This window comes from Wohlfahrtiimonas chitiniclastica (assembly GCF_002252325.1).
GTDB classification, from domain to species: domain Bacteria; phylum Pseudomonadota; class Gammaproteobacteria; order Cardiobacteriales; family Wohlfahrtiimonadaceae; genus Wohlfahrtiimonas; species Wohlfahrtiimonas chitiniclastica.
In genome coordinates, this window is record NZ_NEFL01000001.1 from 38,118 (window position 1) to 53,241 (window position 15,124).

Sequence of the window (15,124 nt, forward strand, 5' to 3'; positions counted from 1 at the left end):
ACTGTTCAAAATAACAATGCATAGGAAATGAATCATGGCGCATCTTTTACCCCACAGTTTTCATATGATCATCGCACTTTTTGCTTTATTGAGTGTGGCGAGCCTTATCGTTTGGCTCAAATGCCAACGTCAAAAAGGGCAGCATAATGAGCTGGCCATGCGCACGCAATCATGGTGGTGGATGATCATCATTGTGGTGGGTGCGTTGTACCTTGGGCAAAAAGCCATCACGATCCTTTTTGCATTGATGAGCTTTCTCGCCCTCAAAGAGTTCTTTTCCATTACGCCAATGCGCGCGGTGGATCGTCGTTTGGTGTTTTGGGCGTATTTAGCCATCCCATTGCAATACTATTTTGCGTATGTGCAGTGGTATGGCATGTTCATTATTTTAATTCCAGTCTACTTATTTTTACTGTTGCCGATGCGCTCAGTTTTGATTGGGGAAACAGATGGCTTTATTAAAGCAAATGCCACCATTCAATGGAGCTTGATGCTGTGCGTGTTTGCCTTTAGTCACATTGCTTATTTAGCAAATTTAGATCGCGTCCATCCAGCGGCTGGCTTTGCCGGTTTGATTTTATATCTGCTTTTCATCACGCAGTTCAATGATGTGAGCCAATATGTGTGCGGTAAGCTTTGGGGGCGCCATAAAATCATTCCGAAAGTGAGCCCAAATAAAACATGGGAAGGATTCATTGGCGGGCTCATCGTGACGACATTATTGGCCACATGTTTAGCGCCTTATTTAACCATTTTGACATGGCAACAAGGATTGATGGCAGGCATTGTATTGGCCATTTCTGGTTTTATTGGTGACGTGGTGCTTTCATCCGTTAAACGTGATTTAGGCATCAAAGACAGCGGCGCATTGATTCCGGGGCACGGTGGCATTTTAGATCGCATTGACAGCTTAATGTACACAGCGCCGCTCTTTTTCCATTACTTTTATTTCGTAACGAAGGGGGTAGTATGAAGCGCCTGATTAAAGTGCTCTTTTTTGCATTGCTTGTTAAACCCTTGGTGTTGATTGGATTGGGGTTAAACATTGTTAAACGTAGCCCTTTGCCTAAAGAAGGAGCCGCCATATTAGCGGCAAATCACACGAGCCATTTAGACACATTGGTGTTGATGAGTTTATATCCACTCAGTCAAATTCATCGCGTGCGCCCCGTTGCGGCGGCAGATTATTTCTTACGTAATCGCTGGATTCGTTGGTTTGCCATCCATTGCATTGACATTATTCCGATGGATCGCTCTGAAAAAGGCAGCGCACAAAGCTTTAAAAATGTGTTGAGTGCGCTTGAACGCGGCGAGATCATCATTTTATTTCCAGAAGGTACACGTGCTTTAACAGAGGATCGCGACTTTAAATTAAAACGTGGCATTCATTGCTTGGTTAAGAAGATGCCTGATGTGGCGGTGCATCCGGTGATTCTGCGTGGTTTAAGTAAAGCATTGCCAAAGGGAGAAGCGCTGTTTGTGCCTTTTAATTGTGATGTGATCCTTGGCGAGCCATTAATGTATCACGATGATGCGGCTCAATATTTAGCCGCACTTTCACAAACCTATCAAACCCTCTTGACGCATTGTGTGACGAAATAAATCTAGACATAGTATGTTGCATGTCAGTATCATAATTGTAGGTCAATTATTGCAAGTTTTTTGATGCTCATCAATGAATCAACTCATTGAGATCAAATTGGATTTGCAAAAATCAAAAAAATGTTGCTGAACTTTTGATTGACGACCTGATTAAAATCAGATATCAATTAAGCATACATAAACAATCGGAGGGGAGTATGTTTTCAATGAAGAAGGTTGCGATGGCAACCATGTGTGGATTATTGTTAGCGGCGTGTTCAGATGATGCCAAAGCACCTGAAGCAAATACAGGCACTTCTGAGACAGCTAAAGCGAGTGATCCGAACCGTTTAGAGACGCGTTTTGTGACGATTGCCTCGGGCGGTGCATCAGGTCCATACAACATTATCGCTACAACACTTGGTGAAGTGTACGCAGATCAATTTAAAGCGAACTCTAAAACTCAAACCACAGGCGCTTCAGTTGAGAACATTAACCTCATCGATCAAGGCAAAGCAGAAATGGCATTTGTGATGAGCGATGCATTGAGCAATGCGGTCAATGGTGAAGCACCATTCCAAAAGAAATTTGACAGTGTCCAACAAATTGCTGTCTTGTATCCAAACTTTGTGCAAGTGGTAGCCTCACAAAAATCAGGCATTAAAAATTTATCAGATTTAAAAGGTAAACGTGTGGCTGTTGGGGATCAAAACTCAGGTGTTGAAGTCAATGCGCGCTCCTTAATCAATGGCCACGGCATGACTTATAATGATATGAAAGTGGATTATTTAGGCTTTGCAGAAGCTGCCGATGCATTGAGAACTGGGCGCGTGGATGCGGCTTTCTTCACAAGTGGCTTGCCAAACGCAGCATTGATGGAATTGGCACAAGGCTTTGATTTGCAATTGGTCACCATTGATCCTGAAATGGTCAAAACGATCGCGGCAGATCAACCTTACTTCATGCCAATGGAAATCCCAGCCAATACCTATGGCAACGCAGAAGCTGTACCAACGGCCGTGATCATGAATGCGTTGGTGGTGAATAAAAAACTCAGCAATGATGATGTGTATAAATTAACAAAAGCATTTTTTGACAATTTAGATCACTTACAAAATGCACATCAAGCTGTGAAAGATGTCTCTTTAGAAAAAGCTCAACAAGGCATGGTGGCACCGATTCATCCGGGTGCCCAAAAGTTCTATGATGAGCAAGCTCAAAAACAGTAAAGCAATGATGATGGGCTTTGCAGCTGTGCTGCTGAGCCTATACTTTTACCCTTTTTTTACGCGTGTGATGATTTCATCTGGTGATGTGCATTGCCAATTGCCAGAACAATCTTTCACATTGTCATGGATACACTCGGTGGAACGCGCATTGTGGCGCGAATCGTATCAAGTGAAAAATGGGGCATTGCATCTGTATCGATCACAATTTAAAACCTTTGGGGCAGGCACGCCGTACAATGAAGCAAGCACACTGAGCGATGGCTTTGTGGAAACCGCGCCAAATGTACAGCTGCCAGTGCTTTATTGGATGATTTCACGCAATGTGGCATCCACCATTGAGGTCAATCATCAAGTGTGGCCGATTCATCAGGATTTTGATGATTACACAGAAATTACCCTCACCACGACACAACACAACATTTGGACATTATTAAAGGAAAATTCTTGCCATGACCTCTTCAGCATCTCAAATAGATGATGGCCAGCGCATTTTAGAAAAATTTGATCGCGAGTCTTTAGTACGTAATCCCGCGAGCAAAAATATACGCACATTCATCGCGCTCTTAGCACTGACGTACTCACTGTTTCACTTAGTCACCACTTATTATCCGATTTCGCAGCTCTTGTATCGCGCAGCGCACGTGGCGATTGGTTTAGCATTGATCTTTTTGATTTATCCTGCGTATCCTTCACAAAATCGCACCAAAATCCCACTGTATGATTGGGCATTAGCGGCAGCATCGCTCGCATCATTTGCCTATTTGTGGGTGGAATATGATGCCATCATGAATACGCGCGGCGGCATTCCAAATACCTTAGACATCGCCTTTGGCATGATGACAGTGGCGCTGGTGATTGATGGCGCGCGCCGCGTGATGGGTTGGATTCTGCCCATTTTGGCATTGGTGTTTTTACTCTATCCATTCATTAGTCACTATGATTTTATGCCCGATCGCTTATTGACGCGCCCCTATGATTTAGGCGACATCTTTGGGCAAATGTATTTGAAGATGGAAGGCTTATACTCAACGGCGATTGGGGCATCGGTTTCCTTCATCTTCTTATTCATCTTGTTTGGCGCGTTTTTAGCAAAATCAGGCATGGGGCAGCTCTTTAATGATTTAGCTTTAGCGATTGCAGGTCACAAACAAGGTGGACCTGCGAAAGTTGCAGTCATTTCCAGTGGCTTTATGGGCAGCATTAATGGCTCTGCGGTGGGCAACGTTGTGGGCACGGGCGTATTTACGATTCCGATGATGAAGCGCGTGGGCTACAATGCAAACTTTGCAGGCGCGGTTGAGGCGAGCGCATCCGTTGGCGGACAAATCTTACCACCAATTATGGGAGCAAGCGCTTTCATCATGGCAGAAACCACAGGCGTTAAATACAGCACGATTGCCTTAGCCGCCTTTTTCCCTGCATTATTGTATTATTTAGGTGTGATTGCTCAAGTGCATTTCAGAGCAGGGCGCGATAACCTAAAAGGCATTCCCAAAGCAGATTTGCCACGCGTGAAAGAAGTTTTACTCGCGCGCGGTCACTTATTGATCCCGATTTTTGCCTTGGTCTATTTTTTGTCTCAGTCTGTGCCCATTAACTTTGCGGCATTTTATACGATTGTGATCAGCATCATCGTCAGTCAGTTCAGACCTGAAACCCGCATGAGCCCAAAAGATGTGATGGATGCCATGATCACAGGTGCCAAACAATCGTTACCCGTTATGGCTGCGTGTGCGGTGGTGGGCATCATCATCGGTACTGTGAGTTTAACGGGCTTTGCCAGTGTAATGATCTCAATGATCACCAGCATCGGTAAAGATTCGCTCTTCTTAACCCTCTTTTTAACGATGTTGGCTTCGATGGTATTGGGCATGGGATTACCCTCCATTCCCGCGTACATCATCACGGCCACAATGGCAGCGCCTGCCATTGCTGGCATGGGCGTTCCTGTGTTGGTGGCGCACTTATTTGTGTTCTACTTTGGTTTATTTGCCAACATCACGCCACCGGTTGCGCTCGCATCCTTTGCAGGCGCTGGCATCGCGGGCGGGAACCCGATGAAAACAGGCTGGCAATCACTTAAATTGGCATTAGCAGGTTTCATTGTGCCATTTATGTTTGTTTACAATCCTGCCATGCTCTACATCGACACCACAGGTTTAACGAGCATGAATGTGACAGAGTTCCCAGCACCGCCCATTTTATCCATTTTACTGATCTCCATCACCTCCATTGTGGGCGTCATCAGTTTAAGTGCGGCAGTGGAAGGCTATTTTAAAGCTGCAATGAACCCGATTGAGCGCATTGTATTGGCCATTGGCGCATTGATGTTGATTGTGCCGGAGTCTTATACAGACATCGCGGGCATGTTAGTTGTTGCAGTGATTGTGGTGCTCAATTACCGAAAAATGCATCGGCTAACGCCTGCATAATTCGGTGGAATGCTCAAGGCCAATATCAATATTAGATATTGGCCTTTTAATTTGTTAGGATGACACAGAAAGCCAGATAATGTATTACCCTAATACAGTTATCACCGAACTGACAACTGAACAACAACGAACAAGGGAGATCAATCCATGGAATTTATTTTAGTGGCAGGCGCGATTGTATTTTATGTATTATCCGCCATCTTTTTAAAGCAAGAACAAGTCCGTAAACTCTGGTTGTCCATCTTTTTACTCACCAATGTGGTGACGTTTGGTGTCATTGTCTTCATGCATTTTGGGCAAGAGGATTTTATGGCGAATGCTAAAACCATGTGGCAGCTCTATCTCATTTACTTTAACATTGCTGTGATGTTAGCGGTGGCGGTGATCAACTGCTGGATGTTCCGCTCTGTGGTGTGGAAAGTATTGCGCGGTAAACCTGTTGTATTGGAAACCGATGCAGAAATTGCCGATCAAATCGCTGAAAAAGTGGTGGAAAAAGAGCACAAACATTAATCATTTGATCCGTTCAGAGATGATGCGCCATGCCTTGAGGGTTGCAATGATGCCATCAGGGCTTGCCATAAAGGTGGCATTGCCCGTCATCTCGAACACCTGCTGATTGTGAAGGGCAGGCACAGCATCTAATGCACGCCAAGCGGGCGCGATTTTCTCAATCGTAATGGTATGGGCAGGATCATAATCTGTGCCCACATCCCCTTTCATCAACACAATTAAATCAGGATGGAGTTGTAAGACACTTTCTGTGGAAAGCATTGGCGCATTGAGCGCACCTTGATAAGCATTTTGCCAGCCGAGCGCATGCATTAATTCTTCATGAAAACTTGGGCCCACCGCTTGCGCTGGCAAGGCATTGGGCGCTTGACCTTGATAAGTATAAAAAATCAAAGTGCGATGTGGCGGGCTTTTTTGTTCATTGAGTGCTTGATCGAGTTCATTGACTTTATTCTCAGCAGCTTCATGAATGCCGCAGATCTCGCCAATGGCAAGGGTGGAGGCGCGCACTTCATTTAAACCCCGAAAGGATAAATGTTCTGTGGGCAAATGAAGGGCAGCAAGTTTTAAGGATTGCGGGCTGTCATCCGACAATTCAGAAAAAACAATCGACGGTGATAAGCGCAGAATCGCTTCATAATTTGGATCAAGTGTGCCGCCAATGTTGGCAATCGGCTGATCCTTTGGCATTAAGTCATAGCGCGTGCCGCCCACAATGTTGTTCGCTAAACCTAGAGATAACAACGTATCTGTAATGGTGGGCGAGAGGGAAACAATGCGCGTACAGCGCTCACTCACATCAGCATATGTAATGTTAAGGCTAAGCGCCAATAAACCAAAGGATCGCCAATGTTTCATTAGAATGCCACTTTCACGCCAATATTACCGTTGATGCGTTTTTGGCCATATCCCCAAACGCTGTAATATTGCTTGTCCAATAAGTTATTCACGCGGCCATAAATGCTGACGGCGTCATTGATTTGATAATCTGCGGCAAGATTCACCATCCAGTAGGCTTTTAAATTGCGTTGCTGTACGCCCCAAGCAGGATTGCTAAAATTACTGGTGGCGCTGCCATGATATTTTGCTTCTGCAAATAAGTTCATGCGCTCTGAAGGTTTAAAATTCACATGCATACCTACCATGTGTTTAGGCACTCGTAAGGCTTTTTGATCTGATGTGTGTCCATTGACCGTGGCATAATCGCGAGCATGAGTATATGTATAGTTGAGCCCAAGTGCCCATTGATCATTGAGTGTCGTATTTGCTGAAAATTCAACCCCTTTTGTTTTTGTATAATCGCGGTTTAAGTATGTGCTTTTATACGTAACAGGATTGCTGACCCATGTGATGCGTTGATTAATTTTTTGTTGGAAATAGGTCAATTCAAGGCTGGTGTTTTGCCATGGCGTCACAACGATGCCTGCATCAAAGCCTTTACTTTTTTCTGCCTTTAAGTGTTGATTGCCACTTTCCACATCATACAATTGAAATAAAGTGGGGGCTTTAAAGCCTGTGCCATAGCTGCCTTTGAGGGCTAAATAATCATTTACATTAAAGCGAGAGGTTAAACGATACGTGAGTTTATCCCCAAATTTTGAGTGATCTTCATAACGGATGCCCACAGTATTAAAAAAGCGATTTTCGAAGTTTAAATGTTGATCCACATAGAGGCTTTTTTGTGTGATGTGGCGTTTAGGGAAATCACCATAAGGGGAAGTGCTGCTCATGGATTCTTTCGTGAAATTTGCCCCTAATAATGTTTGGAAGTTCGGGATAAATGCCAATGTATTTTGCCATGTGATGCTCTGTTTTGTACCTTTAAAACTGCTTTGAGCATGCCTGGTGAATGGCATGTTATGATAATCACGTTTTGTTTCGCTCGCATCATAAATCAATGAGCTTAACCATTGCTCATTAAAGTTGATGGTATTGATGGCAAAGCGACCTAAATAACGCTCGGCTTTTTGATAGTAATCTAAGTTATCTTGGTTAGCACCTGCACCATTGTCTAGATCTGTTTTGCTGCGATCATAACGGAGCATGACATCAAAATTGATGAAATCCGTGGGCGCATAATTCACATAACCTGAAAGATTACGATTTTTATAGTGATCACGCTCTGAGTTACCAGGAAGCTTAGCATCCGCCGCAGAAACGCCATGTTCTTGTTCTAACCCCGCGGCAAAGGCATAACTCAATGTATCGGTCATGCCTTGCGTTTGTATGGTTGTTTTCACATGTTCATAACTGCCACCTTCTAACGTAACTGTGGTACGTTGTGGGCCACCTTTTTTGGTGAAGACTTGAATCACGCCCGCCATGGCACTTGAGCCATATAACGTACTTTGTGGGCCTTTTAACACTTCGATGCGATCAATATCAAGGGTGTTTAAGCTGCTAAAGTCAAAGCCACCTGCAGGTGTGGAGAGATCATTAACAATGACGCCATCAATCATCACCAACATATTTTGGCTGCCAAGTCCGCGAATGAATACATTAGATTCACCATTGGCAGAAGCGGTCGAAAGATTGATGCCGGGTAATGTCGCCAATGCATCGCTCACACGTTGATATTGGCCGCGAGCCAATTGTTCTTCAGTGATGACATTGATGCTTGATCCCACGGTATCTAAGGCTTGATCTGCGCGATTGGCGGTGAAGACAATGGTGTTGTCCTCAGAAGAGACATTGATGGCATCGTCGGCAAAGGCAACGGGGGCAAGTAACGCGGCGCTTAAGGCTGCGCACAATTGATGGGTTTTCATGTGATGGATGATCCTACTTGATGGGCAAATAAAAACCTATAAGCATAGTTATTTTTTATCCTTTATCAAGATGAAGATGAAAAAAGGTGCGCCAAATAGGGCAGTGATGACGCCAACGGGCAATTCCGCAGGGGCAAAGAGCACGCGAGCCATCCAATCAGCAATGACCAATAAGGCACCGCCAAGGAGCAGCGCCGCGATCCATAAATAACGGTGATCCGCCCCAATGAAGCGGCGCACCACATGGGGCACCACTAAGCCCACAAAGCCAATCGGCCCGCTGATGGCGATCATCATCCCCATCATTAGGCTGACCAAAATAAAGAGGGGAATGAAGACGTATTTTGGCTCAATGCCGCGTGTTTTTGCGATGATGTGTCCTGCACTCAAGACATTCAAACGTGGGCTCAATAGGGCAATGATGACAGTGCTGATGAGCATGATGATACTAAGCGGCAGGATTTCTGTCACTGTGACATGGCTGATCGAGCCCATCATCCATTGCATTAAGCGGTAACTGTCTTGCGGGCGGCCAACGGCTTGCATCACCATCACAAGGCTGCTGCAAAAGAAGCTGAAAATGACGCCCACCAACACAAGGCGCGTGACAGATTCAAGCGCATGGCGATTGAGAAGGTAAATGGCAAAGGTGATCACCATCGCGCCCATAAAGGCAAATAGAGAGAGCCCAGAAAATAGGCTCAAGGATAGCGATAAGCCTAAATGTATATAGATGGCCGCACCTAATGCGCCGCCGCTTGCAATTCCAAGAGTGAAAGGTTCGGCGAGGGGATTGCGTAAAATCGCTTGAAAGACTAAGCCGGATAACGCAAGCATTGCACCCATGAGCCATGCAGTGAGTACACGTGGTACACGCAATTGCCAAAAGATTTGGGCACTGCTAGCATCACCGTCAAAGATTGCGCGCGGTGAAAGATTCTCTAACCCTAAAAAAGGGGCAATGACGAGGACAGATACGCTCAATATGGCTAAGAGTAAGAGAGAACAACGGCGACTCACCAAAAGATCACTCCTTGCTCACTCAACGCTTGAATAAAGGGGCGATCATAGAGCCGTTCTAAATTTTGTTGATGGACAACATCCTGCACTTCGCCCATAAAACAGATTTTCCCAGCTTTAATGGCCAGGCAATGAGTGAAATAATGGGTCACCTCATTGACATCATGCGTTACAGCAATGATGGTTTTATTGAGTGAGGTTGCAATATCCCTCATCAATGATAAAAGCTTATGGGCTTGTTTGGGGTCCAAAAAATTGGTGGCTTCATCGAGTAAAATGAGCGGCGTTTCTTGGCAAAGGCTTGCGGCAATCATGGCGCGCTGACGCTCACCGCCACTTAAACGATTGAGCGGCGTATTCGCAAAATGCGTCAGATTTGTGCGTGCAAGCATAGTATGGATGAGGGATTGCTCTTGATCCGTCAAAGAAAAACCAAGGGATTGATGGGGCATGCGCCCATAACTGCACCAATCAAACACGGTAACCGCAAGGTCAGGCTGCATTTGCGGCACATAGCTGATGAATTGAGCGAGCGCTTTGCGGGAGAGTTGATCAATGTTCTGCCCAAAACATGTTAAGGATTGATGCGTACTTGGAATGAGTTTTAAGAGGGCTTGCAGCAGCGTGCTTTTACCCGCGCCATTTGGGCCAATGATGGCCAATCGGCTGCCTTGTGGCACCGTAAAGGAGAGATGATCTAAACGCAAGGTGTGATGAGAGCGAACGGATAATTGATCCACAGATAACGCAAGCATGATTAACGCAGCCTAAATTCAATGGGTTGATCAAAATGGCTCGACACCGCTTTGCCGCCTTTGATGGCAGGTTTGACCTTTAAATCTGTAATGGCATCAAGCGCACAGCGATCTAAACGGGAAAAACCTGAGGATTGCACCACTTTTTTGTTCACAAGCTCTCCTTTTTCATTGACAAAAATACGCACGATCACGCGACCTTGCTCGCCGCGGCGCCGAGAAATTAAGGGATAGCATCGGTTAATGTTGCGATCAATACTGGCATGACTGTTGCCATTGATAAAGCCCGCAGGACCATCTTGTAAGCTTTGCCCGCCGCCATGAGAAGGTGTTTTGATGGGATTGCTTGTTGCGTTACTTTTTTGATGAATAGCAGGCTTTGAGGGCGATTTAGGCGATGGGGTGGGTGGTGAATTTTGTGGGGTGGATTTGACGATGTTCGGCGGTGCAATGATGAGCGGCGCTTCTGGCTCGATGGCAAGGAGAACAGCATGATCAATGGCTTTTGGAAAAAACCAATCACTGTCAATCGTCATGATGATGTAACGCTCAGCATTCGTTTGAGTGCTTGAGCTTTGAGGTTCAGATGAATGGATGGCCTGTGCCATTGCAGAATGATCTTGCTGCAATTGATGATTTTCATGCTGAAAAAAAAGTGCCGCAATGGCAGCATGTAAACCGATCACCACAATCGGCGCGATCCAGACAATCGAGCGTTCAATCATGGCGCCTTGGCAGAATCAGTAAAAGCAACATGGTGAGCACAAGAAATGTCAGTGCTGCATAGCTTGGATAGATCAATGTGTCGATGTGGTGGGGCAAAGTTGCGAGCGCGGCATCAATGTCTTTGGCAGAAAAATTCTTAGCAAAGCGGCGCATGGCAAATAAACCCTGATCAAGCGGCACATTGAGGGCTTGCCAAAATTGAATCCCATAAATGGTGAGATACGTTAAGCTCGACAATAGCAACAGAGGCGGCAAGGCAATGACAGCGCGCAGCTTGAATGAGTAGGGCAGTGCCCGAATGCGTAAGCCCACAATCCCATAAAAACCCATCACAATGCTGATCACAATTAAAAGTGGCCAAATGCGATGATGGTAGAGGCTCAAAGCACTATAAAACACATTAAATTGTGTGTGAAATTTGAGCCCTAATGCTTGCATTAAAATCAGCAGCGCCAATCCTGCCCACAGCACAAGGCCAGCGAGTGCGATGAAAGTTTGTCGGCGCGTGATCATCTTATTTAACCTGCCATTTAAGGGTTTGCTTAGCACCGAGCGGAATGAGGCGATCATTCTCTAAATAAGGATAAGATTCCGGTGGCGTCCAATCTTCGCGCACTAAAGTGATGGTGTCAGTATTGCGCGGCAAACCATAGAAATCTGCACCATAGTGACCAGCAAAGGCTTCGAGTTTATCCAGTGCATTCATCATTTCAAAGGCTTCTGCGTAGTGAGACATTGCCGTGAGTGCGGAATAGCAACCGGCGCAGCCGCAGCAGCTCTCTTTGGCGCTTTGGGCATGCGGCGCGCTGTCCGTGCCTAAGAAGAATTTAGGATTGCCACTGGTGGCCGCTTTGATCAACGCTTGGCGATGGGTTTCGCGCTTTAAAATGGGCAAGCAATAAAGATGGGGTTTGATGCCGCCGGAAAGTAGTGTATTGCGGTTAAATAGCAAATGCTGTGGTGTTAAGGTTGCGGCGATGTTGGCATTGGTGCTTTGTACAAATTCTACGGCATCTTTTGTGGTGATGTGTTCCATCACAATGCGTAAATCAGGAATTGCAGCATGTAATGGCTTGAGTTCTTGCTCAATGAAGATGGCTTCACGGTCAAAAATGTCAATGTTCGGGTCGCTTGCTTCGCCATGCACTAAAAGGGGTAAACCCACTTTGGCCATGGTTTCAAAGACAGGATATAAGTTGCTTAAGGAAGAGACGCCTGCGCTTGAATTGGTGGTGACGCCTGCAGGATATAATTTAATGGCATGGACAATGCCTGAAGCCTTGGCGGCTTCCACAATGCTTGGCGTGGTTTCAGGGGTTAAATATAGCGTCATCAACGGTTCAAAAGGAACGCCGTCGGGCACATTGGCTAAAATGCGGTCGCGGTATGCTTTGGCATCGTCCACAGTTTTAATGGGTGGATTGGTGTTTGGCATCACCACAACGCGTCGAAAGCTTTGAGCCGCATGCGCAACGGTTGTTTTCAGTGCATCATGATCACGCAGATGAATGTGCCAGTCATCAGGAAATGTAATAGTGAGTTGATTTGTCATGAAAAATCCTTCTATTCGGGTGGAAGTCGTAAATTTTGTAAAAGCTTTTTTTAAAAAAGCCTTTGCATACTATACTATGCCTTCTCTAGGATAGGAATGCACATAGGAGGGCATATGAGAGAGCTCTATATTAATGGCAAACAAGCAAGCCTTTGGCAGAAAATTTTGATCACGTTGGGTTCAATTGGCTTTTTGTTGTTGATTATTCCTTTAGGCTTGGGTATTTTAGCTGTCGGCGCGGTGCTTGCGGTGATTTTTTATGTCTATTTATACTTCAAAGTCCGCAAGATCAAAAAAATGATGCAAGCGGCACAGGCTGCCCAAGCACAACAGGCACAACATATGTATGAAAATATGCGCCCAAAAGCAGAACCAACAAAACGCAACATCATTGATGGTGAGTATAAAGAGTTGTAATGAGCGTAAAATTGCATCAAAAATGCATTTAAATCTTTTATTTTTTTGAAAATTGTGGTTTGATACGCCACTATTTAAGACATATGTATGGAGATATTTAAATGAATAATAATCCAACCGTTTTTAAGAACTTTAAGCCTTACGAATTAGCAGATGGCGAAGAGTACATGAATGATCGCCAAAAAGAACATTTTCGTCAGATTTTAAATGGTTGGCGTGCTCAATTGATGCAGGAAAGTGAAAAAACTGTGAACAACATGCAACAAGATGGTGCCACAATTTTGTCTGATCCCAATGATCGTGCAAGCCAAGAGGAGGAATTCTCTTTAGAATTGCGCACGCGTGACCGTGAAAGAAAATTGCTCGCGAAAATTGAGAAAACATTGCACAAATTGTCCATTGATGATTATGGCTATTGTGAAACCTGTGGGATTGAGATTGGAATCAAACGCTTAGAGGCTAGACCAACGGCTGAATTGTGTATTGATTGCAAAGAAATCGCAGAACAAAAAGAGAAATCTGGTGTGATTTAAAAAAAATTTAAAAAATTTTCAAAAAAAAGTTGACACCCTGAAAATTTTTGATATTATGCAACACCTCAGTTAGACGAACTAACTTCAAAACGGAATGTCCCCATCGTCTAGAGGCCTAGGACACTGCCCTTTCACGGCGGCAACCGGGGTTCGAATCCCCGTGGGGACGCCAACTTGATTCATGAGTTGGCTAGGTTTTGAAGTAAACTGCACCAGTTAAATCTGGGGCTATAGCTCAGCTGGTAGAGCGCTTGCATGGCATGCAAGAGGTCGACGGTTCGAAACCGTCTAGCTCCACCAATACGATGTCCCCATCGTCTAGAGGCCTAGGACACTGCCCTTTCACGGCGGCAACCGGGGTTCGAATCCCCGTGGGGACGCCAACTTTAAGAAGTTTTTAAGGTTGTCGTATTACACATAGCAACTGAAGCGATTCAGTTAAAGCTCTCCTTGGTAGAGTACTCGTTGCTAGCGAGAGATGACTAGACATCTATTAACCAAAATCTGTCCCCATCGTCTAGAGGCCTAGGACACTGCCCTTTCACGGCGGCAACCGGGGTTCGAATCCCCGTGGGGACGCCATCTTAAAGAAAGCCTGCACATTGTTGCAGGCTTTTTGCTATGAGGAGAATTAACATGTACGAAGAAGAATTTGAATACGATGGCCCAAGCAAAAGCCAATTGAAAAGAGAAGCGGAAGCTAAGCAGGATTTTGGTGAATCTTTGATGGCGCTCTCTGAAAGTGATTTAGATCTTTTAGATTTACCGGGTACTTTAGTGGATGCTGTTTTGCTTGCGAAAACCATTCGTCATGGCGGCGGCTTAAAGCGTCAAAAACAATTGATTGGTAAACTCATGCGTCAATTAGATGATGAGGATTATGAATTGGTGGTGCGCCGTTTAGATGCCATGCAAGCGGGCAGTGAGCGTCAAAAGGGCATCGAGAAATGGGTGGAAAATAAAGTTGAGCGATTATTGAACAATGATCCTGCGGTGCACGATGAGATTATTGAGCAATTAGGCGAGATTGATTTCCAACACATGCGCCAATTGGTGAGAAATTCCTTATCCGAGATCAAGAAAGGTGGGAAATCCCGCAGCCGAACATTACTATTTCGCTATTTACGTGATAAATTTGCTCAAAACCCGTAGTGAAAGTTTTATTTAACGATATAATGACGCATTACACATGTTTTTCTGCAAATGGGATAATGGAATATAAAAATGGCGGATAATTTTAAGATTATGGTGGTCGATGACAGTAGCACTGTGCGTAAAACGGCAGAGTTGATTTTAAGCAAAGAGGGCTTTGAAGTCATCTCTGAAGTCGATGGCTTCAGTGCATTGTCAGGATTAGAAGAGGCGCGTCCTAATTTGATTTTTATGGATGTGATGATGCCAAATCTCGATGGCTATGACACTTGCCAAATCATTAAAGGTTCGCCTTCTGACATCTCTAAAACCCCTGTCATCATGCTCACGAGTAAAGATGGTGCATTTGATAAGGCACGTGGGCAATTAGCGGGCTGTGATGCGTTCATTACAAAACCCTTTACCCGTGATGATTTAATTAAAGTGATAGAAAAATATAAATAATT

The 15,124-nt window shown here is 44.9% G+C and carries 17 protein-coding genes and 4 tRNA genes; 14 read left to right on the forward strand and 7 right to left on the reverse strand.

Annotated features, from left to right (window positions below; all coding sequences use genetic code 11):
* Positions 1–34 precede the first annotated feature (34 nt).
* From B9T10_RS00185 to B9T10_RS00210, 6 genes are all read left to right on the forward strand, one after another.
* Positions 35–973 carry a phosphatidate cytidylyltransferase gene (locus tag B9T10_RS00185; RefSeq protein WP_094537514.1) on the forward strand — a complete coding sequence of 313 codons (939 nt, stop codon included), beginning with the start codon at positions 35–37 and terminating at the stop codon, positions 971–973.
* Positions 970–1,602, forward strand: a complete 633-nt coding sequence (locus B9T10_RS00190) for a lysophospholipid acyltransferase family protein (RefSeq protein WP_063503313.1) — start codon at positions 970–972, stop codon at positions 1,600–1,602. Before B9T10_RS00185 ends, B9T10_RS00190 begins: the two co-directional genes overlap by 4 nt.
* A 206-nt stretch (positions 1,603–1,808) precedes the next feature.
* A complete protein-coding gene (locus B9T10_RS00195) occupies positions 1,809–2,810 on the forward strand; it encodes a TAXI family TRAP transporter solute-binding subunit (RefSeq protein WP_026165786.1) in 1,002 nt (333 codons plus the stop codon).
* The gene (locus tag B9T10_RS00200) at positions 2,785–3,288 is read left to right on the forward strand and encodes a DUF1850 domain-containing protein (protein ID WP_094537515.1); all 504 of its coding nucleotides are present in this window, start codon (positions 2,785–2,787) and stop codon (positions 3,286–3,288) included. Before B9T10_RS00195 ends, B9T10_RS00200 begins: the two co-directional genes overlap by 26 nt.
* Positions 3,260–5,242 (forward strand): TRAP transporter permease, encoded by a 1,983-nt coding sequence (locus tag B9T10_RS00205; protein WP_094537516.1) that lies wholly within the window; start codon positions 3,260–3,262, stop codon positions 5,240–5,242. Before B9T10_RS00200 ends, B9T10_RS00205 begins: the two co-directional genes overlap by 29 nt.
* Positions 5,243–5,389: 147 nt before the next feature.
* Positions 5,390–5,755 carry a hypothetical protein gene (locus B9T10_RS00210; RefSeq protein ID WP_008314104.1) on the forward strand — a complete coding sequence of 122 codons (366 nt, stop codon included), beginning with the start codon at positions 5,390–5,392 and terminating at the stop codon, positions 5,753–5,755.
* Here the strand turns inward: B9T10_RS00210 and B9T10_RS00215 are convergent, their stop codons facing one another.
* From B9T10_RS00215 to pyrC, 7 genes are read right to left on the reverse strand one after another with little or no spacing between them, the layout of a single operon-like run.
* Positions 5,756–6,613, reverse strand: coding sequence for an ABC transporter substrate-binding protein (locus tag B9T10_RS00215; RefSeq protein WP_094537517.1), 858 nt, complete (start codon positions 6,611–6,613; stop codon positions 5,756–5,758).
* The gene (locus B9T10_RS00220; RefSeq protein ID WP_094537518.1) at positions 6,613–8,523 is read right to left on the reverse strand and encodes a TonB-dependent receptor plug domain-containing protein; all 1,911 of its coding nucleotides are present in this window, start codon (positions 8,521–8,523) and stop codon (positions 6,613–6,615) included. Before B9T10_RS00220 ends, B9T10_RS00215 begins: the two co-directional genes overlap by 1 nt.
* Positions 8,524–8,571: 48 nt before the next feature.
* Positions 8,572–9,543 carry a FecCD family ABC transporter permease gene (locus B9T10_RS00225; RefSeq protein ID WP_246782129.1) on the reverse strand — a complete coding sequence of 324 codons (972 nt, stop codon included), beginning with the start codon at positions 9,541–9,543 and terminating at the stop codon, positions 8,572–8,574.
* Complete coding sequence (locus tag B9T10_RS00230) at positions 9,540–10,298, reverse strand: ABC transporter ATP-binding protein (protein ID WP_094537520.1); 759 nt, start codon at positions 10,296–10,298, stop codon at positions 9,540–9,542. The genes B9T10_RS00225 and B9T10_RS00230 overlap by 4 nt, the downstream gene beginning before the upstream one ends.
* 2 nt (positions 10,299–10,300) lie before the next feature.
* A complete protein-coding gene (locus B9T10_RS00235) occupies positions 10,301–11,023 on the reverse strand; it encodes an energy transducer TonB (protein ID WP_094537521.1) in 723 nt (240 codons plus the stop codon).
* Positions 11,016–11,537, reverse strand: coding sequence for a hypothetical protein (locus B9T10_RS00240; RefSeq protein WP_094537522.1), 522 nt, complete (start codon positions 11,535–11,537; stop codon positions 11,016–11,018). The genes B9T10_RS00235 and B9T10_RS00240 overlap by 8 nt, the downstream gene beginning before the upstream one ends.
* Position 11,538: 1 nt before the next feature.
* The gene (gene pyrC / locus B9T10_RS00245; protein WP_094537523.1) at positions 11,539–12,576 is read right to left on the reverse strand and encodes a dihydroorotase; all 1,038 of its coding nucleotides are present in this window, start codon (positions 12,574–12,576) and stop codon (positions 11,539–11,541) included.
* Positions 12,577–12,690: 114 nt separating this feature from the next.
* On the opposite strand from pyrC, the gene B9T10_RS00250 reads away from it, so the two are divergent.
* The 8 genes from B9T10_RS00250 to B9T10_RS00285 all read left to right on the forward strand — a co-directional run bounded on the left by B9T10_RS00250 (position 12,691) and on the right by B9T10_RS00285 (position 15,122).
* The gene (locus B9T10_RS00250; RefSeq protein ID WP_063455706.1) at positions 12,691–12,993 is read left to right on the forward strand and encodes a hypothetical protein; all 303 of its coding nucleotides are present in this window, start codon (positions 12,691–12,693) and stop codon (positions 12,991–12,993) included.
* Between the two features lie 101 nt (positions 12,994–13,094).
* Complete coding sequence (gene dksA, locus B9T10_RS00255; protein WP_008314120.1) at positions 13,095–13,526, forward strand: RNA polymerase-binding protein DksA; 432 nt, start codon at positions 13,095–13,097, stop codon at positions 13,524–13,526.
* Positions 13,527–13,622: 96 nt separating this feature from the next.
* Positions 13,623–13,698: transfer RNA gene (locus tag B9T10_RS00260), tRNA-Glu, on the forward strand.
* Positions 13,699–13,750: 52 nt separating this feature from the next.
* Positions 13,751–13,826: transfer RNA gene (locus tag B9T10_RS00265), tRNA-Ala, on the forward strand.
* Positions 13,827–13,833: 7 nt separating this feature from the next.
* A tRNA-Glu gene (locus tag B9T10_RS00270) sits at positions 13,834–13,909 on the forward strand.
* Between the two features lie 123 nt (positions 13,910–14,032).
* Positions 14,033–14,108, forward strand: a tRNA-Glu gene (locus B9T10_RS00275).
* A gap of 54 nt (positions 14,109–14,162) precedes the next feature.
* The gene (yjgA, locus tag B9T10_RS00280; RefSeq protein WP_008314122.1) at positions 14,163–14,678 is read left to right on the forward strand and encodes a ribosome biogenesis factor YjgA; all 516 of its coding nucleotides are present in this window, start codon (positions 14,163–14,165) and stop codon (positions 14,676–14,678) included.
* Between the two features lie 72 nt (positions 14,679–14,750).
* On the forward strand, positions 14,751–15,122 hold the full coding sequence (locus B9T10_RS00285) for a response regulator (protein WP_008314124.1): 372 nt from the start codon (positions 14,751–14,753) through the stop codon (positions 15,120–15,122).
* The last annotated feature ends 2 nt before the right edge of the window (positions 15,123–15,124 follow it).